A 16,654-nucleotide genomic window follows, 5' to 3' on the forward strand; every position below is an offset into this window, starting at 1 on the left:
GACCCGGGACCGCCTCGGGGCCCGTCCCCGGGATCGCGGACGGGTCATCGGGAGCGTGGGTTGGTGCGGCGGGTGGGCTCGGCGGTGGTCGGGTCTTCGGGCCAGGGGTGACGTGGGTAGCGGCCGCGCAGCTCGGCTCGCACCTGGGGATAGCCCTGTTGCCAGAACGAGGCCAGATCACGCGTGACGGCGACCGGGCGACCGGCCGGGGAGAGCAGGTGCAGCAGGACGGGAACGCGACCGTCGGCCAGCCTCGGGGCGTCGCGCCAGCCGAACGCCTCCTGCACTTTCACGGCCAGCACCGGCGACTCGGCGTCGGCGTAGTCGACCCGGACCTTCGAACCGCTCGGTACCGGCAGCCGTTCGGGCGCCACCTCGTCGAGACGGCCGGCCACCGACCACGGCAGCAGGCGGCGCAGGCCCGATGCGACGTCGACCCGGCTCAGGTCGGCGCGACGGCGAGCGTTGCCCAGCTCGAGCCAGTCGTCGGCGCGGTCGAGCAGCGCCGCGTCGGACACGTCGGGCCACGGCTCGCCCAGCGCGGCATGCGCGAAGGCCAGCCGTTCCCGCAGCTCGATCGCTCCGCGCGACCAGCTCAACAGGCTCAGCCCCTCGCGACGCAGCCCGTCGAGCAGCGCACTCCGCACCAGACCGCGATCGGGGTCGGTGATCCGCCGCTCGACCAACGTGATCGCCCCGAGCCGCCGAACCGTGCGCGCCACGACATCCCCGTCCACCCAGCCGATCTCGGTGGCGTCGGCGAGCAGCGTGCCCGCCGCCTCGATCGCGGTCGCCTCGTCGAGCGGCACCGCCGCCCGGACCCGCGCCGTCCGAGCTCCCGCCGCCCGATCCGCCGAGGAGATGGCCAGCCACTCCACCCCGGCCAGCCCGCTGCCCGCTCCCAGCTCGGCCGCTGTCCCGCCCGCCATCAGATAGTCGCGGCCACCGGCCACCCGCACCCGGGCCACCCGCTCCGGATAGGCCAGCCCCACGACCAGCCCCGCCGCCAGATCATCCGGCAGCCCGCCGCCCCGACCGCGCCCGGTTGCCTGCTCGTTGGACTGCGGGCTGGTCTGGCCGCGTCCGGCTGCCCGCTCGTCGGTCTGCCCAGCGGTCTGGCCGCGCCCGTCCGCGGGCTGGGCCAGCCGCGCGCCGGTCTGGCTGCGTGTGGCCGCTGAGTCGTCCGGCCGCATGTCGGCCCGGCTGTCCCCGGACGTCAGCGGCCGTTCTTCGGGTGGCGTGCCTGGTGTGGGATCGCCGCTCGTCGTCGGCTCCGGGGCTGGGTCGGGGTTGGAGACGGCGGCGGCGGCGTCGGTGACGTCGGGGACTGTTTCGTCGGCTGGGTTTCGGTGCAGTGCGGCGGTCAGGCGGCCCACCTCGGTGCGCCAGGACGGGTCTTTGCTGCCGCGGGCTCGGCGCCACGCGGCGGTCAGGTCGTCGGTGGCGGCGCGGTCGTCGTCGAGGAGGGCCACGATCTCGGCCGCCCGGCGGGCGCCGACCAGGGGAGCGCCGTCGAGCAAGGCCCGGGCCAGCCGGGGATGCAGGCCGGCGTCGGCCAGGGCGCGGCCGCGGGCGGTGATCCGGCCCTCGGCGTCGACGGCGCCCAAGTCGTGCAGCGTGGAGACGGCCGACTGCAGGGCGCCGGGTGGGGGCTGGTCGGGCAGGGAAAGGCCGGTGCCGTCGGGGTGGCCCCACAGGGCGAGGTCGAGGGCGAAGCCGGTCAGGTCGGCGGCGGAGATCTCGGACTCGGGCTGGGCCGGGAGGCGGTCGTGCTGGGCGGGGGACCAGCAGCGGTAGACCCGGCCAGGAGCCTCGCGCCCGGCACGGCCCGCTCGCTGCACGGCGGCGGCGCGGGAGACCGGCACGGTGGCCAGGGCGCCCAGGCCACGGGCATGGTCCATGCGGGGGACCCGGCTGAGCCCGGCGTCGACCACCGCGCGTACGCCCGGGACGGTCAGGCTGCTCTCGGCCACCGCCGTCGCCAGCACCACGCGGCGCCGGGGACCGGGGCGCAGCGCCGCATCCTGCACCGCGCCGGGCTGGCGGCCGTGCAGGGGGATCACGTCGGCGTCGACGCCGACGAGCCGACCGGCCACGGCGTCGATCTCTCGTGCGCCGGGGAGGAAGACCAGCACGTCGCCGTCGCCCTCGGACAGTGCGCGCCGGGTCGTGGCGGCCACGTGGTCGAGCAGGCGGGGGTCGACCCGCAGACCCAGCGGCGGCGAGATGGGGCCGGTCGGAGGGGCCCAATGCTCGGCCACCGGGAACTGCCGGGCCGACGCCGCGACCACCGGCGCCGCGCCGAGCACCTCGGCCAGCCGGCCCGCGTCGGCCGTGGCCGAGGTGGCGAGCAGGCTCAGGTCGTCACGCAGGGCGGCGCGCACCTCGATCAGGAACGCCAGGGCGAGGTCGGTGTCGAGGTGGCGCTCGTGGCACTCGTCGAGCACGACCACGGACGTGCCGGCCAGCTCGGGGTCGCGCTGAAGACGACGAACGAGGACGCCGGTCGTCACCACCTCGACCCGGGTCTGGCGGGAGACCTGGCGATCGCCGCGGACCGTGTAGCCGACCTGGCCGCCGACGCGTTCGCCGAGCAGCGCGGCCATGCGGCGGGCGGCGGCCCGGGCGGCCAGGCGGCGGGGCTCGGCCACGACCACCCGGCCGGGCAGGGCGAGCGGCACCAGGGTCGTCTTGCCGGTGCCGGGTGGCGCCACCAGCACCGCCGAGCCGCCGCCGGACAGCACCTCGCGGACCCGCGGCAGGACCGGGCGGATCGGAAGGTCGGGCAGGGCGTCGTCGGCGATGAGCACGCGACCATCCTGACCGACGGGTCCGACAGTTCTCCCGGCGCCTGTGGACAACTCTGGTTATCCACAGGCGCCGGGAAAATGTCGGTGCGGCGTGGCAGGGTGTCCCTCGCCGAGATGGCCGGGAAACCGGACATGCCGCATGACTCGACGTGTGCGGTGTGTTAAATCCCGGCGCAAAGACTCACGGGTCCCGTGCGGGCCTGCTTGACTGATCGACACAGGAAGGGGTGCTGATGGACGCGGTCGAGGTGTTCAACTCGCTGCCCGCCGCCCGTCTCGAGGACGATCTCCTCGCCTGCCTCGCCGCGCCCGCGTGGGGTGCCGCGATCATCGCCAAGCGGCCGTACGGGGGCCGGGCCGACGTGCTGGCCGCGGCCGACGCCGCCGCGCGTGAGCTGAGCTGGGCCGACGTGCTGGCCGGCCTGTCCGCGCACCCGCGCATCGGCGAGCGTGCGGCCGGCGAGTCGAAGGAGGCCGCCTGGTCACGGCGTGAGCAGTCGGCCGCGGCCCGGAGCGCCGACGAGGTGACCAAGGCTGCGTTGATCGAGGCGAACCGGGCGTACGAGGAAAGGTTCGGTCATGTCTTTCTGATCTTCGCGAGCGGGCGCACGCAGGAGGAGATCCTCGCCGCCGCCCGTCAGCGGATCACCAACGACGAGGCCACCGAGCGCGGTGTGGTCACCGATCAGCTGCGCCGGATCGCGCTGCTGCGACTGGAACGGGTGCTCGATGCCCTCTGACGACGGCACGGCCCCGGAGTTCCACGCCAAGATCTCGACGCACATCCTCGACACGATGAGCGGCGAGCCGGCCCGTGATGTTTATGTGCGATTGGAGCGACGCGACTCCGAGGGGTGGGGGACGATCGCCGAGGGGCGCACGGACGACGACGGCCGGCTGCGCTACCGGGTGCCGATGCACGACTGGCAGGCGGGCGGCTACCGGCTGTCCTTCTACGTCGAGCCCTACCTCGGTGACGACTGCTTCTTCCCGGAGATCACGGTCGCCTTCCACGTCCGCGACCCCGAGCGGCACTACCACGTGCCGCTGCTGCTGAGCCGTTACGGATACACGACCTACCGAGGGAGCTGAACGCGCGTGGCGATCGTGCTCGGAGAAAACCGCTACGGCAAGGCCGAGACGCGGCTGGTCCGCGTCAGCCGCGAGGGCGAGACCCACACGCTGGCCGACTTCAACGTCAGCGTGGCGCTCTCGGGCGACCTGGCCGCGACCCACCTGACCGGCGACAACTCGGGCGTGCTGCCGACCGACACCATGAAGAACACGGTGTACGCCTTCGCGAAGGAGCACGGCGTCGGCGAGCCCGAGGAGTTCGCGCTGCGGCTGGCCCACCACTTCGTCGACACCCAGACGCAGATCCGGGCGGCCCGGGTCGGCATCGAGTCGTACGCCTGGGAGCAGCTGGGCCCGCACTCGTTCCAGCGTAGGGGCGATTCCACCCGCACGGTCGAGGTCACCGTCACGGTCGAGCAGAGTCAGGTGGTGAGCGGGATCTCGGGGCTGGTGCTGCTGAACTCCACGAATTCCGAGTTCCACGGGTTCCCGCGCGATCAGTACACGACGCTGCCCGAGACGACCGACCGCATCCTGGCCACCGCGGTCGACGCCCGCTGGCGGCACCTGCACGACGACGGGGACTGGGCGAAGTCGTACGCGGGGGTGGTCGACGCGCTGCTGAAGGCGTTCGTGTCGACGCACAGTCTCTCGCTGCAGCAGACGCTCTACGCCATGGGCAGCCAGGTGCTCACCGACCGGTCCGAGATCGCCGAGATCCGGCTCGCGCTGCCCAACAAGCATCACTACCTGGTCGACCTGTCGCCGTTCGACCTCACCAACGACAACGAGGTCTTCATCGCCGGTGACCGGCCCTACGGCCTGATCGAGGGCACGGTGACCCGCGACGACGTGCCGCCCGCGATCACGGAGTGGTATCCGTGATCGTCATCGAGAACGTCGCGGTCGCCACGGTCGACGCAGGCGACACCTACCACGCCGACGGCCACGTGGTGGTCGGCGACGACGGCCGCATTCTCGCGGTCGGAGCCGGTCCGGCACCGCAGACCGGGCCGGACGGCCTGGGCGGCGGCGCGGCGGGAGCGGCCGGCGGCGCCGGCGAAGTGCGGCGGGTCGACGGGACGGGGTGTCTGGTGACGCCGGGGCTGGTCAACAGCCACCATCACCTCTACCAGTGGGCGACCCGGGGGCTGGCGGTCGACGAGACGCTGTTCGGCTGGCTCACCACGCTCTACCCCATCTGGGGCCGGCTCGACGCCGACGTGGTCGGTGCGGCGGCCGGGGCCGGGCTGGGCTGGCTGGCGTTGTCCGGCTGCACGACGTCGATGGACCACCACTACGTGTTCCCGCGCGAGGGCGGCGATGTGCTCGCGGCCGAGATCGAGGCAGCGCGGCGGATCGGGCTGCGGTTCCACCCGACGCGCGGCTCGATGGACCTCGGGCGCAAGGACGGCGGCCTGCCGCCCGACAACGTCGTCGAGAGCACCGACGAGGCCCTCGCGGCCACCGAGAAGGCGATCGACGACTGGCACGACCCGTCGCCCGGCTCGATGCTGCGGATCGCGGTCGCGCCGTGTTCGCCGTTCTCGGTCACCGAGCGGCTCATGAGCGAGGCGGCCGAGCTGGCCCGTCGCAAGGGCGTCCGGCTGCACACACATCTGGCCGAGACCGACGACGAGGAAGACTTCTGCCGGGAGCGGTTCGGCTGCACGCCGACGGAATACGCGGAACGGCTGGGCTGGCTCGGGGACGACGTGTGGCTGGCTCACGGCGTGCACCTCGACGACTCGGCGATCGCCAAGCTGGGCGCCACCGGCACCGGCGTCGCGCACTGCCCGAGCTCGAACGCGCGGCTGGGCGCGGGCGCGGCCCGGGTGCGTGAGCTGCTCGACCATCGGGTGCCGGTCGGGCTCGGGGTCGACGGCTCGGCCTCGCAGGAGGCGAGCCATCTGGGGGAGGAGTTGCGGCAGGCGCTCTACACGGCGCGGATCCGGGGCGGGCCGACGGCGCTCAACGCGCGCGAGGCGTTGCGGCTGGGCACGATGGGCGGGGCGCGTTGCCTGGGACGGGACGACGAGATCGGGACGCTCGAGGTGGGCAAGCTGGCCGACCTGGTCGTGTGGCGGCTCGACGGGCTCGGTCACGCGGGCATCGACGATCGGCTCGCGGCACTTGTGTTCGGGCCGGCCGCGCCGGTCGAGCTGGCGCTGGTCGGGGGCCGGCCGGTGGTCGAGCGGGCCGAACTCGTGCACGCGGATGCCGAGACGCTGGCCCGCGAGGCCGCCCGGGCCCACCGGCGCCTGCTCGACGGCGAACGTTGAACGGTCGGCCACGCGGATGCCGAGACGCTCGCCCGCGAGGCCGCCCGGGCCCACCGACGCCTGCTCGACGGCGAACGTTGAACGGTCGGCGGAGGTGCGTGCGTATGGGACGGCGAGCGCCTGCCGGCGTACGGGAAACGGGTTTGACTCTCCGCGGTGACATCGTGGCGGCCGGTATTTAAGGAAGACTTAAGGCTTTCTCGGCGGAAAAATGTTATTCGGAATCGATATCGCGGCTACCTGGGGCGCTGGGAAATGCAATTCCTAATTCTTTCTCCACGCGTTGAAAGAACGCTCTGACCTCTGCATACTCGCTCTCGATACGGCCCAGCATGGCAGAGACGAGAGAGCATTAAAATGCGGACTGACCCACTCCACGTCGCCCCGCCCAATCCCCGCACCCGACGTCGCGTCACCCGCGTTGCCCTCGGCGCGGCCGTCGCCGTGGCCCTCGGTGGCAGTGGCATCTACATCGCCAACGCCAACGCGGCCGAGACCGACGTCCCCGGACGGCTGCAGGCCGAGGCCTTCTCGGCCCAGTCCGGTGCGCAGACCGAGGGCACCGGTGACCAGGACGGCGGCAAGAACGTCGGCTGGCTCGCCAACGGTGACTGGCTGCGCTACGACAACGTGACCATCGGCAGCACGGTCACCGCCCGGATCGCCTCGGACAACACGGCCGGCGGCTCGATCGAACTGCGGCTCGGGTCGCAGACCGGCACGCTGCTCACCACGATCCCGGTGGCCAAGACCGGCGGCTGGCAGAAGTGGGTCACCACGAGCGCCACCGTGAAGGCGCCGACCGGCAAGCAGAACCTGTTCGCCGTGATGAAGAGCGCGCAGAAGTCGGACTTCGTGAACATCAACTGGTTCACGCTGGGCGGCACCACGTCGACGCCGACCACGCCCCCGACGACGGCGCCGACCACGAAGCCGCCGACCGCCGCGCCGACCACCGCCCCGACGACGGCTCCGACGACGCCGCCCGCCACGGGTGCCGGCTGGGTCGTGATGGACCAGGCCAAGTGGAAGGCCCAGCTGGCCGAGTTCAACGCGATGACGCCCAAGGCGATCACCGGCAACCCGGTCCGGGTGGCCGAGTTCAACGCGTCCTGCACCGTCAGCCACAACAAGGCCGACGACCCGATCGTGCTGCCGGGCCTGCCGGGCGGCTCGCACATGCACTCGTTCCTCGGCAACAACGCCACGGACGCCTTCACGACGACCGACACGCTGCTGAAGAACACCGGTTCGAGCTGCAAGCCGGGCGAGGACCACTCGGCGTACTGGATCCCCAGCCTGTACGAGAACGGCAAGAAGGTCGAACCGCACGGCGTCACGGTCTACTACGGCTCGCGCCTGCCCGACCCGACCAAGACCATGCCGCTGCCGCAGGGCTTCCGGATGGTCGTCGGCGACGCCAAGCGCCAGGTCGACACGCCCAAGGGTGCCAACGGGCAGTTCTGGTGCGCCGGAGCCGGTGGCGAGGTCGGTCGCAGCGCCGACGGCAACTGGCCGGTGTGCGCCAAGACCGCCGAGATCACCTTCCACCTGACCTTCCCGGACTGCTGGGACGGCATCCACCTGGACAGCCCCGACCACAAGTCGCACACCGGCCCGGCCGACGGCCAGGGCAAGTGCAGCGGCAAGTTCCCGGTTGCCATCCCCTCGATCGCCTTCGTCATCGGCTACCCGACGTCGGGTTCGGCCGCCGGCTTCGAGCTCAGCTCGGGCAAGGCCAGCTCGATGCACGGCGACGTCTTCGCCGCCTGGGAGGACGCGGCCCTCGGCCACCGGGTCAAGGACTGCCTCGTGCAGAAGGCGAAGTGCGACACCTTCGGCAATCACTGAGGGTTGTTCAGGACCAACCTCGAGCTGCACCCAGCGCAAGGTGGTCGCCCCGGATCGCCCCCGTCCTGAACAACTCTCATTCAGGTAACCGGTGCGGGCGCGCGCCCACCGTCCCCGGCCGCGCCCGCACCCCGTAACAGGGACCGCCCATCTCGCAGGGACCGCGAGGTGGGCGGTTCCGTTTATCCACAGGCCGGTTGCGGGGCACCCCGACTCCACTACGGTTTGAGGGGAGCAAGCCGCATCGAGGGGAGCCGTCGCCCATGACCGAGATCCTGTCCGAGCAGGCCGTGGCGTTCGTGGCCGAGTTGAACCGGCGATTCCGGCCGCGCCGCGACGAGCTGCTGCGGGCCCGCGCCGCCCGCCGGGCCGAGATCGCCGCCGGTGGGTCGCTCGGTTTCCTGTCCGAGACGGCCGACATCCGCGCCGCCGAGTGGAGCGCGCCGCCGGCCCCGGCCGACCTGCGGGACCGGCGCGTCGAGATCACCGGCCCGACCGAGCGCAAGATGACCATCAACGCGCTCAACTCCGGGGCCAAGGTGTGGCTGGCCGACCTGGAGGACGCGAACACCCCGCACTGGTCGAACGTCGTCGACGGCCAGCAGAATCTTTACGACGCGATCCGGCGCACGGTCACGTTGGAGACACCCCAGAAGACGTACGAGCTGAAGGGTGGCCCCTACCCGACGATCGTGATGCGGCCGCGGGGCTGGCACCTTGACGAGCGTCATCTGCCGGTCGACGGCGAGCCGGCCGTGGGGGCGCTGGTCGACTTCGGGCTCTACTTCTTCCATAACGCTCAGGAACTGCTCGATCGAGGCAGCGGCCCGTACTTCTACCTGCCCAAGATGGAGTCGCACAAGGAAGCCGCGCTGTGGAACGACGTTTTCACGTACGCGCAGGAGACGCTCGGCATCCCGGTCGGCACCATCCGCGCCACCGTGCTGATCGAGACCATCCCGGCCGCGTTCGAGATGGAAGAGATCCTGTACGCGTTGCGCCCGCACATCTCGGGGCTCAACGCCGGCCGGTGGGACTACCTGTTCAGCATCATCAAATACTTCCGCGACAACCCGTCGATGGTGCTGCCCGACCGGGCTTCCGTCACGATGACCGCGCCCTTCATGCGGGCATACACGGAACTGCTCGTCTCGACCTGTCACCGGCGCGGAGCGTTCGCGATGGGCGGCATGGCGGCGTTCATCCCGAGCCGGCGTGATCCCGCGGTCAACGAGGTGGCGCTGGCCAAGGTGCGCGAGGACAAGGAGCGCGAGGCCGGCGACGGGTTCGACGGTTCCTGGGTCGCGCACCCCGACCTCGTGCCGGTCTGCGTGGAGATCTTCGACCGGGTGCTCGGCGACCGGCCCAACCAGCTCGGCAAGCAGCGCCCCGACGTGTCGGTCGAGGCGGCCGACCTGCTCAACGTGGCCGCGACCCCGGGCCAGGTGACCGAGGACGGCCTGCGCAACGACGTCTCGGTCGGCCTGCAGTACCTGGAGGCGTGGCTGCGCGGCAACGGCGCGGTGGCGATCAACAACCTGATGGAAGACGCGGCGACGGCCGAGATCTCCCGGTCGCAGATCTGGCAGTGGATTCACAATTCCGTACGCCTCCCCGACGGCACCGAGATCACCGCCGACCTCGTGGGACGCATCGAGGACGAGGAGCTGGCCAAGATCCGCGAGGCGATCGGCGACGAGGCGTGGGCGCAGAGCCGCTTCGACGACGCGCGCAAGCTGTTCGAGCGGGTGGCGCTGGCCGACGACTTCGCCGACTTCCTGACCACCGCCGCGTACGACTCGATCGACTGATGCGGCTCACCGACGCTGACTACGACGACGCCGACGAACGGCTCGCGGCGCACGACGCGTTCCTGGCCGCGCGTTATCCGGGCGAGCGGGCCGACCGGCAGCCCGTGCACACCGTCTACATCCCGGCCGACCGGCTCGACGGGTTCCGCGAGTGGGGGGCCGAGGCGCTGCGGGTGATGGACGAGCACGACTTCCCGTGGTCGGTGCCGGGCGTCCGCGAGAAGCTGGCGACCGAGCCGATCGAGGATCTGCGCGTCGACTTCGAAGACGGCTACGGCGTTCGCGACAACGAACAGGAGGATGCGGCGGTTCGTAAGGCGGCGGCGATCCTGCGGGCGGGGTCCCTTCCACCCTTTTTGGGCGTACGCGTGAAGTCGCTCGAGGCGGCCACCCGGCATCGATCGCTGCGGACGCTCGACCTGTTCCTCGATTCCTATCAGGACGACAAGTTTCTGATCACCCTGCCCAAGGTGAGCGGGACCGACCAGGTCGCGGCGTTCGTCGCGCTGCTGGAGAAGCTGGAGAGCGCGTACGGGCTGGCCGGCGGGACGCTGCGGTTCGAGATCCAGATCGAGTTGCCGGCCGCCGTGCTCGCGGCCGACGGCACCGCGACGGTGGCCCGGCTGATCACCGCGGCCGGCGGGCGGTGCGTGGGACTGCACTACGGCACGTACGACTACAGCGCCGCGGCCGGGGTTGCCGCCGCCTATCAGGCGATGGACCATCCGGCGGCCGACTACGCCAAGTCGGTGATGCAGGTGGCGGCGGCGCAGACCGGGGTGCGGTTGTCCGACGGGTCGACGAACGTGCTGCCGGTCGGCACCCGGCACGAGGTGCAAGAGGCGTGGACGCTTCATCACCGGCTCGTGGCGCGTTCGCTGGAACGCGGCTTCTATCAGGGGTGGGACCTGCATCCGGCGCAGTTGCCGACCCGGTTCGCCGCTACGTACGCGTTCTTCCGCGAAGGGCGGGACGCGGCTGTGGTTCGACTGCAGCGGTATGTCGCGCGGGCCGACAGCGGGATCGCCGATGAGCCGGCCACTGCCCGGGCGCTGGCCGGGTATCTGTTGCGGGGGCTCAATTGTGGGGCGCTGACTGATGCTTCCTACACGCGGGAGGAGTTGCTCGGCTTCCTCTGACCGTCCGGGCGCGGAGTGATCAGGAATCGAGACCTGGCGAAGCGTCACACCGCGACCGCACGCGGCTGAACGGCCGCGCTTCGGCGTCCGACCGCGCTGACGGCTACTTCGGGGGCAGGGTGCTCACGTGGTCGTAGGCGGCGGCCAGCCAGCCCTCGAGGGCGGGATCGTCCAGGTGTTCGCCGGCGACCAGGATCCAGCCCTTCATCGCGCGTCCGCCCGACTCGAACGGGCGGACGCCCGGACGGGTCAGGGCGGCGGCGATCTCGGGGGCGCCCAGGCGCACGATCAGTTCGTCGCGTGAGACGCCCACCGTCATGTTGCCGTTGGTGAAGAAGGCCAGCCCGCCGAACATCTTGCGCTCGGTGACGGCGGGATCGGTGAGGCGGTCGCGCAGGCGTTGCGCCAGCACCTCGTCGTAGGCCATGACCGCAACCTACCGCAGCACCTCGTAGGTCAGGCGGTTCACTCAGGTGTGACGGCGGAACTGCTCGTCGAGGAAGCCGGCGACCGGACGCCCGTGCAGGCGGAGCCGGGCCATCCCCCCGTCCGGGAAGATGTCGAGGCGGACGTGGGTGGCGGCGCGCCCGGGGCGTACGGGGAAACGGTGTGGGGTGTCGGGACGCAGCGGCGTGCGCGGCAGAATGTCGAACCACTCGGTGCCGTCGGCGGTGCCGCGAACGGACGCCGAACCGGGCGAGTTGCCCTTGAAATGCGTGGTGTCCAGGTCGACCAGCGAGATCTCGGCCGGCGCGGCCAGCGCGACCGTCACCCAGTCGTTGGCGTCGTCGCGGCGGCGGGACGTCTCCCAGCCGTCGCCCATGTGCTGGGCCAGGCCGGGCATCAGCATGTTTTCCGGATGGCCGTAGAACATGTTGCTGCACTCGGTGATCCGCGCCCCGTGGGCCAGCGCGGCCACGTCGAACACCTCGGGCAGCAGACGCGGGTCGGGGACGGCGGTTCCGTGCACACGCAGCCGGGCGACGCCGCCGTCGGGGATGATCGTCAGCCGGACGTGGGTGAACCGCCGCTGGTCGTCGACCGGGAACAGGTTGCGGCTGTCGCCCTGCAGCGGGGACTTCGGCACGAGCGGGACCCACTCGGCCTCGACGAGATCGGACGGTGCCGGATAGCCCTCGACCGTCAGCGCGTCGATCGCCGCGTGCGGCGGATAGTTGCCGGTGAAGAAGGCCGTGTCGATGTCGACGCCCCGGATCACCCCGGGCGCACCGAGCCGCACGATCGCCACGTCGAACCCGGGTTCGCGTCGGCGCCGGGTCTCCCACCCGTCGTACACCTGGCCCTTGTGGTCGAAGCTGCGCGGCGTGAACACCGGCGCGGCCGGGAGCACCAGGTGGTCGGCCGCCGCGAAGAACTCGTCGTTGGCGTGAACGACGCCGCCGCCGAGCGCACGTGAGGCCAGATCGGGCAGAGTGGCGAAATCCTCCATCAAGCGTCCTTCCGCGTCAGAAACCTCCCCCGCGCCGAGTCGCCGGTCACCGCATGCCCGCGCAGCCAGGTGGTGCGGACGACACCGGTCAACTTCCTTCCCGCGTACGGCGTGACGGGGTTCTTGTGGTGCAGCCGGGCCGGCTCGACCACGAAGGTGTCGTCGGGGTCGAACGCGACCAGGTCGGCGTCGGCACCCACCTCGATCCGGCCCTTGCCGCGCAGCCCCACCAGATCGGCCGGGCGGCGCGCCATCCAGTCGACCACGTCGGCCAGCGAATAGCCACGGGATCGGGCCGAGGTCCAGATCACCGGCAGGCCCAGTTGCACCGACGCGATGCCGCCCCAGGCCGCCGCGAAGTCGCCCGTGTCCTGCCGCTTGAGCTCGGGTGTGCAGGGGGAGTGGTCGCTGACGACGCAGGCGATCAGGCCGTCGGCCAGCGCGGACCAGAGCCGGTCGGCGTTCGCGGCGTCGCGGATGGGCGGGCAGCACTTGAACTCGGTCGCGCCCTCGGGGATGTGGTCGGCGTCGAGCGTCAGGTAGTGCGGGCAGGTCTCGGCCGTGACCCGCAGGCCCTCGTGCTGGGCGTTCCTGATGAGCGGAAGCGCGGTGGCGGCCGACAGGTGCAGGATGTGCACCCGGCCTCCGGTGCGCCGGGCCGCGTCGATCGCGGTGGCGACAGCGGCGTGTTCGGCCTCGACCGGGCGTGAGGCGAGGAACTGGGCGTAAGTCGCCGATCCCGACAAATCGGTCAGGTGATCGGGGTCTTCGGCATGGACGACAAACTGGGCGTCCGGGACTTTGTGCAGCGCGGCATGGAGCTCGCCCGCCGACACCGGCGGGAACTCGGGCACGCCCGAATCGGCCAGGAAGGCCTTGAACCCGAAGACGCCCGCCTCGTGCAGCGCCGGAAGCGCGTCGGCGTTGCCCGGGATCGCCCCGCCCCAGAACCCGACGTCGACGAACGTCTGCCCCTCGGCGGCGGCCTGCTTGATCCGCAGTGCCTCGACGTCGACGGTCGGCGGCAGGCTGTTGAGCGGCATGTCGACGATCGCCGTGACGCCCCCGGCCGCGGCCGCGCGAGTGGCCGAGGCAAAACCTTCCCATTCCGTACGCCCCGGCTCGTTCACATGCACATGTGTGTCGACGAGGCCGGGCAGCAGAGCGGTCTCGCCCAGATCGGTGTCGACCGCCGTGTCGAACACGTCGTCGTGCCCGCCGATCGCCACGATCCGCCCGCCCTCGACGGCCACGGAGGCCGCGCGCTCACCGTCACCCGTGACCACCCGCCGCGAACGCAACACCAGCTCGACCATGCCCCGACCCTAGTCCCGCCCTGTGACAGGAAAATGAAGACGACGCCGTTGTCCACAATCCCGGGTTGTCCACAGGGCTCAGGTCAAGATCGGCTCAGCGAGGGACAATCGTCGGGGACGGTGGCCCCCAGGGTGGGTGGGCTATGCGGCGGGCGGGCTACGCGGCGGGCTGTGCGGCCAGGCCGGAAAATGCGCTGGCGAGAGGTCAGAGCATTCCGGCCAGCAGGGTGCGTGCCCGGGCCGGCATCGTGGTCTGCGCGGCCGGGGCCGGAGTGGCGAGCGCCGCCGTGATGCCGTAACCGGACAGGGACATCTTCATGACGCCCAGTTCGGGAATCTTCATCGTGAGCGAGGCGAGATGGCCGTCGCGGGTGACGGCCTCGAAGGGGACCCGCTTCGCGCTGTCGCCGAGCCGTGTCATGTCGGCCTCGCTCAGCATCTTCTGGCCGGTCAGGTCGAGCATGCCGGTGTAGGTGCCCGTGTTCACTGTCGTCACCTCTGAGGCGGTAGCGAACACCGGCGGCGTGCTGACGGTGGCGCTTGTCTTCGTGGCCTGGTCGATGCGCATCCACTTGCCGGGCAGTCCCATCACGCGCAGGACCCCGGCCGGCAGCTCCACCTTGAACCAGCTCTGGTCGCCGACGACGAGTTTGCGGAAAGTCATCTTCGCGGTCGTTTTGGGGACCGGATGGCTGGCCCATGTCTCGATGGCCCGGTTCGCGTCGTCGACGGTCATGTTGATGGTCCGGCCCTTGTATGTGGCGCTCACCTGGTAGGGGTCGGCGCCGGACCTCGACTCGGCCGCCCGCAGTTCCTCGAGCGCCGAGGCCGGGCGACCGGCGGCGGGCCGGTCCTGCGCCCCGGCACAACCGCCCAGCAGGAACGCGACCGTCACGGACACGGCGAAAACTCGCATGGCCGGCCTCCGTCGAAAGCAGGGACTTCTCTTCCCTGTTCGCCCGGCCGGACCGGAAAATTAGCCGCAGGCCACCGCGGCGGTGAGCCGTTCGGGCACGTCGGCGGCGTGGTACGGCCACTCGGACGGCTCGATGCCGGCCAGGAACGCCGAATAGATGACGGCACCGCGCAACGCGTAGATCGGGCGCATCAGGTTCACCGCCCGCAACGGGTCGCTGCCGGGCACGGTCTGCGTCCAGCGGCCGGCCCACGCGTCCAGCAGGGCGTCGCGCTCGGGTGCGGTCAGGCCGTCGGTCAGGCGCAGGATGTCGATGGCCGGGTGGCCGAACGTGCAGTCGCCCCAGTCCATGATGGTCAGCCGGCCCGCGTCGTCGGTGCGGACGTTGCCCGGGTGCAGGTCGCCGTGCACCAGGGTGTCGGGCAGGCCGCAGGCGGCGATGGCCGCGAGCCGCTCCGGCAGGTCGCCGATCAGCGCTTCCAGGCCGGGAATCGTGTCGTAGCAGGGCGCGGCGACCCGGGCGAACGGTTCGACCCGCAGGCGGGCGTCGGGAATCTTCGCCAGGGGTGCCTGGTGGGCGGCGAAGTGCGCCTGGATCGGGTGGAAGGCGGCGGCGATCGAGGCGCACATCTCGGCACCGGCGCCGTAGCGGTCGGCTCCGGGGGCATGAGCCAGCAGCATGCGGCCGTGGTCGCCTTCGGCCAGCAGTTGCGGGACGAGGGACGGGGCGAACTCGGCGACCATGCGGATCGCGTACGGCTCGTGGGCGAAGAACCGCGGCACCTGCTTGAGCCAGGCGACCGGACCGGACGGGCCGTCGATCCGCCAGATGGCCGAGAGGTTCCACGTACGCTGTTGCGCCGCCTCGCCGGTGACGACGGTGGCCGCCCATGCGAGGGAGGCGGTCGGGCCCCCGAGTTCCGCGTACGGGGCGCGGGCCGGGTGGGGCTCCGACGCGTACGGGGAAACGGGTTTGATCGTGAATCTCTCGACGGAACCGGTGACCTCGGCCAGATAGGTGACGTGGCCGCCGGGCGGCGCGGAACGGTCGGCGTGCAGCAGCCGGAGCACCTGGAGGCCGGGGCCGAAGCCGGAGACCTCCTGCCAGTACGGCACCGCGGCCTCGAACGGCTCGGTCTCGCCCAGGATCTCGCCGGCCGGGCTGATCAGCACCAGCGTCACGGTTCTCGTCACGGTCGCAAACCGTAACGTGCGATCGATACCTTGCTCACGTGAATTACTCCCAGGTCGCCTGCTTCCTCGGCTTCGACGTCACCGAACCGGCCGAGGTCGTCCTGCAGATCAGCGTGGCCGCGCCGGAGAAGTCCGAGCTGACGGTGAGCGCGGGCGAGGTCAGCGTGCTGCCCGACGGCCAGCGGATGCTGCGGGCCCCGGCCGGACGGGTCGAGGTCAGCTACGAGGCGTCGGTGGGCCTTCATCCGGGAGTGCCGGCCGTGACCGAGGTCGAGCGGATCGTGGCGTTGCGGCCGAGCCGATATTGCCCGTCCGATCGGCTCGGGGGCTTCGCGAGCAAGGAGTTCGGCGGCCTGAGCGACGCGACGACCGCCGTCCGGGCGATCACTTCCTGGGTGTACGGACATCTCGCGTACACGCCGGGCAGCAGCGGACCCACCACCGACGCCATCGACACGCTGCTGGGCGGGGCCGGGGTGTGCCGTGACTACGCACATCTGGTGGCCACGCTGTGCCGGGCGATCGACATCCCGGCCCGGGTCGCCGCCGTCTACGCCCCGGGGCTCGATCCGATGGACTTCCACCTGGTCGTCGAGACCGCGCTCGAGGGACAATGGCGGGTCTGGGACGCGACCCGGCTCGCCCCGCGGCAGAGCCTGATGCGCATCGCGACCGGGCGCGACGCGGCCGACACCGCGCTGGCCACCACGATCTCGGGCGCGCTGACCATGCCCGACATCCGGATCCTGGCCGTGGCCGGGGGCGATCTGCCGTACGACGATCACGAGGGCTTGGTTTCGCTGAGCTAGTC

The 16,654-nt window shown here is 71.5% G+C and carries 14 protein-coding genes; 8 read left to right on the forward strand and 6 right to left on the reverse strand.

Going from position 1 to position 16,654, the window contains the following annotated elements:
- Positions 1-44: 44 nt before the first annotated feature.
- Positions 45-2,804, reverse strand: a complete 2,760-nt coding sequence (locus KOI35_RS23980; RefSeq protein WP_215790843.1) for an ATP-dependent RNA helicase — start codon at positions 2,802-2,804, stop codon at positions 45-47.
- Positions 2,805-3,043: 239 nt separating this feature from the next.
- On the opposite strand from KOI35_RS23980, the gene uraD reads away from it, so the two are divergent.
- From uraD to KOI35_RS24015, 7 genes are all read left to right on the forward strand, one after another.
- Complete coding sequence (uraD, locus tag KOI35_RS23985; RefSeq protein ID WP_215790233.1) at positions 3,044-3,550, forward strand: 2-oxo-4-hydroxy-4-carboxy-5-ureidoimidazoline decarboxylase; 507 nt, start codon at positions 3,044-3,046, stop codon at positions 3,548-3,550.
- On the forward strand, positions 3,540-3,902 hold the full coding sequence (uraH, locus tag KOI35_RS23990) for a hydroxyisourate hydrolase (protein WP_215790236.1): 363 nt from the start codon (positions 3,540-3,542) through the stop codon (positions 3,900-3,902). Before uraD ends, uraH begins: the two co-directional genes overlap by 11 nt.
- A gap of 6 nt (positions 3,903-3,908) precedes the next feature.
- Positions 3,909-4,769, forward strand: coding sequence for a factor-independent urate hydroxylase (gene pucL, locus KOI35_RS23995; protein WP_215790239.1), 861 nt, complete (start codon positions 3,909-3,911; stop codon positions 4,767-4,769).
- Positions 4,766-6,166: an 8-oxoguanine deaminase gene (locus KOI35_RS24000; RefSeq protein ID WP_215790241.1), complete on the forward strand. Its 1,401-nt coding sequence runs from the start codon at positions 4,766-4,768 to the stop codon at positions 6,164-6,166. Before pucL ends, KOI35_RS24000 begins: the two co-directional genes overlap by 4 nt.
- Before the next feature lie 357 nt (positions 6,167-6,523).
- Positions 6,524-8,017: a DUF1996 domain-containing protein gene (locus KOI35_RS24005; RefSeq protein WP_215790244.1), complete on the forward strand. Its 1,494-nt coding sequence runs from the start codon at positions 6,524-6,526 to the stop codon at positions 8,015-8,017.
- Positions 8,018-8,280: 263 nt separating this feature from the next.
- Positions 8,281-9,828, forward strand: coding sequence for a malate synthase A (gene aceB / locus KOI35_RS24010; RefSeq protein WP_215790246.1), 1,548 nt, complete (start codon positions 8,281-8,283; stop codon positions 9,826-9,828).
- Positions 9,828-10,967 carry a DUF6986 family protein gene (locus KOI35_RS24015; protein WP_215790248.1) on the forward strand — a complete coding sequence of 380 codons (1,140 nt, stop codon included), beginning with the start codon at positions 9,828-9,830 and terminating at the stop codon, positions 10,965-10,967. Before aceB ends, KOI35_RS24015 begins: the two co-directional genes overlap by 1 nt.
- A 103-nt stretch (positions 10,968-11,070) precedes the next feature.
- Here the strand turns inward: KOI35_RS24015 and KOI35_RS24020 are convergent, their stop codons facing one another.
- The 5 genes from KOI35_RS24020 to KOI35_RS24040 all read right to left on the reverse strand — a co-directional run bounded on the left by KOI35_RS24020 (position 11,071) and on the right by KOI35_RS24040 (position 15,843).
- Entirely contained in the window at positions 11,071-11,394 is a 324-nt protein-coding gene (locus tag KOI35_RS24020) for a TfoX/Sxy family protein (protein ID WP_215790250.1), read from the reverse strand.
- 42 nt (positions 11,395-11,436) lie between these two features.
- Positions 11,437-12,417: an allantoicase gene (alc, locus tag KOI35_RS24025; RefSeq protein WP_215790252.1), complete on the reverse strand. Its 981-nt coding sequence runs from the start codon at positions 12,415-12,417 to the stop codon at positions 11,437-11,439.
- The gene (gene allB / locus KOI35_RS24030) at positions 12,417-13,733 is read right to left on the reverse strand and encodes an allantoinase AllB (protein ID WP_215790254.1); all 1,317 of its coding nucleotides are present in this window, start codon (positions 13,731-13,733) and stop codon (positions 12,417-12,419) included. The genes alc and allB overlap by 1 nt, the downstream gene beginning before the upstream one ends.
- A gap of 205 nt (positions 13,734-13,938) precedes the next feature.
- The gene (locus tag KOI35_RS24035) at positions 13,939-14,649 is read right to left on the reverse strand and encodes a hypothetical protein (RefSeq protein ID WP_215790255.1); all 711 of its coding nucleotides are present in this window, start codon (positions 14,647-14,649) and stop codon (positions 13,939-13,941) included.
- Between the two features lie 60 nt (positions 14,650-14,709).
- Positions 14,710-15,843, reverse strand: a complete 1,134-nt coding sequence (locus tag KOI35_RS24040) for a phosphotransferase family protein (RefSeq protein WP_215790257.1) — start codon at positions 15,841-15,843, stop codon at positions 14,710-14,712.
- Between the two features lie 38 nt (positions 15,844-15,881).
- Here KOI35_RS24040 and KOI35_RS24045 point away from each other — a divergent pair, with 38 nt between their 5' ends.
- Positions 15,882-16,652 (forward strand): transglutaminase-like domain-containing protein, encoded by a 771-nt coding sequence (locus tag KOI35_RS24045; RefSeq protein ID WP_215790259.1) that lies wholly within the window; start codon positions 15,882-15,884, stop codon positions 16,650-16,652.
- Positions 16,653-16,654 lie beyond the last annotated feature (2 nt).

The sequence above is a fragment of the Paractinoplanes bogorensis genome (genome assembly GCF_018829635.1).
In the GTDB taxonomy this organism is placed as follows: domain Bacteria; phylum Actinomycetota; class Actinomycetes; order Mycobacteriales; family Micromonosporaceae; genus Actinoplanes; species Actinoplanes bogorensis.

Coding starts and splice junctions, on each gene's coding strand:
- uraD (WP_215790233.1), top strand. CDS start 3,044: ATGGACGCGGTCGAGGTGTTCAACTCGCTGCCCGCCGCCCGTCTCGAG.
- uraH (WP_215790236.1), top strand. CDS start 3,540: ATGCCCTCTGACGACGGCACGGCCCCGGAGTTCCACGCCAAGATCTCG.
- KOI35_RS24005 (WP_215790244.1), top strand. CDS start 6,524: ATGCGGACTGACCCACTCCACGTCGCCCCGCCCAATCCCCGCACCCGA.
- aceB (WP_215790246.1), top strand. CDS start 8,281: ATGACCGAGATCCTGTCCGAGCAGGCCGTGGCGTTCGTGGCCGAGTTG.
- KOI35_RS24015 (WP_215790248.1), top strand. CDS start 9,828: ATGCGGCTCACCGACGCTGACTACGACGACGCCGACGAACGGCTCGCG.
- KOI35_RS24020 (WP_215790250.1), bottom strand. CDS start 11,394: ATGGCCTACGACGAGGTGCTGGCGCAACGCCTGCGCGACCGCCTCACC.
- alc (WP_215790252.1), bottom strand. CDS start 12,417: ATGGAGGATTTCGCCACTCTGCCCGATCTGGCCTCACGTGCGCTCGGC.
- allB (WP_215790254.1), bottom strand. CDS start 13,733: ATGGTCGAGCTGGTGTTGCGTTCGCGGCGGGTGGTCACGGGTGACGGT.
- KOI35_RS24035 (WP_215790255.1), bottom strand. CDS start 14,649: ATGCGAGTTTTCGCCGTGTCCGTGACGGTCGCGTTCCTGCTGGGCGGT.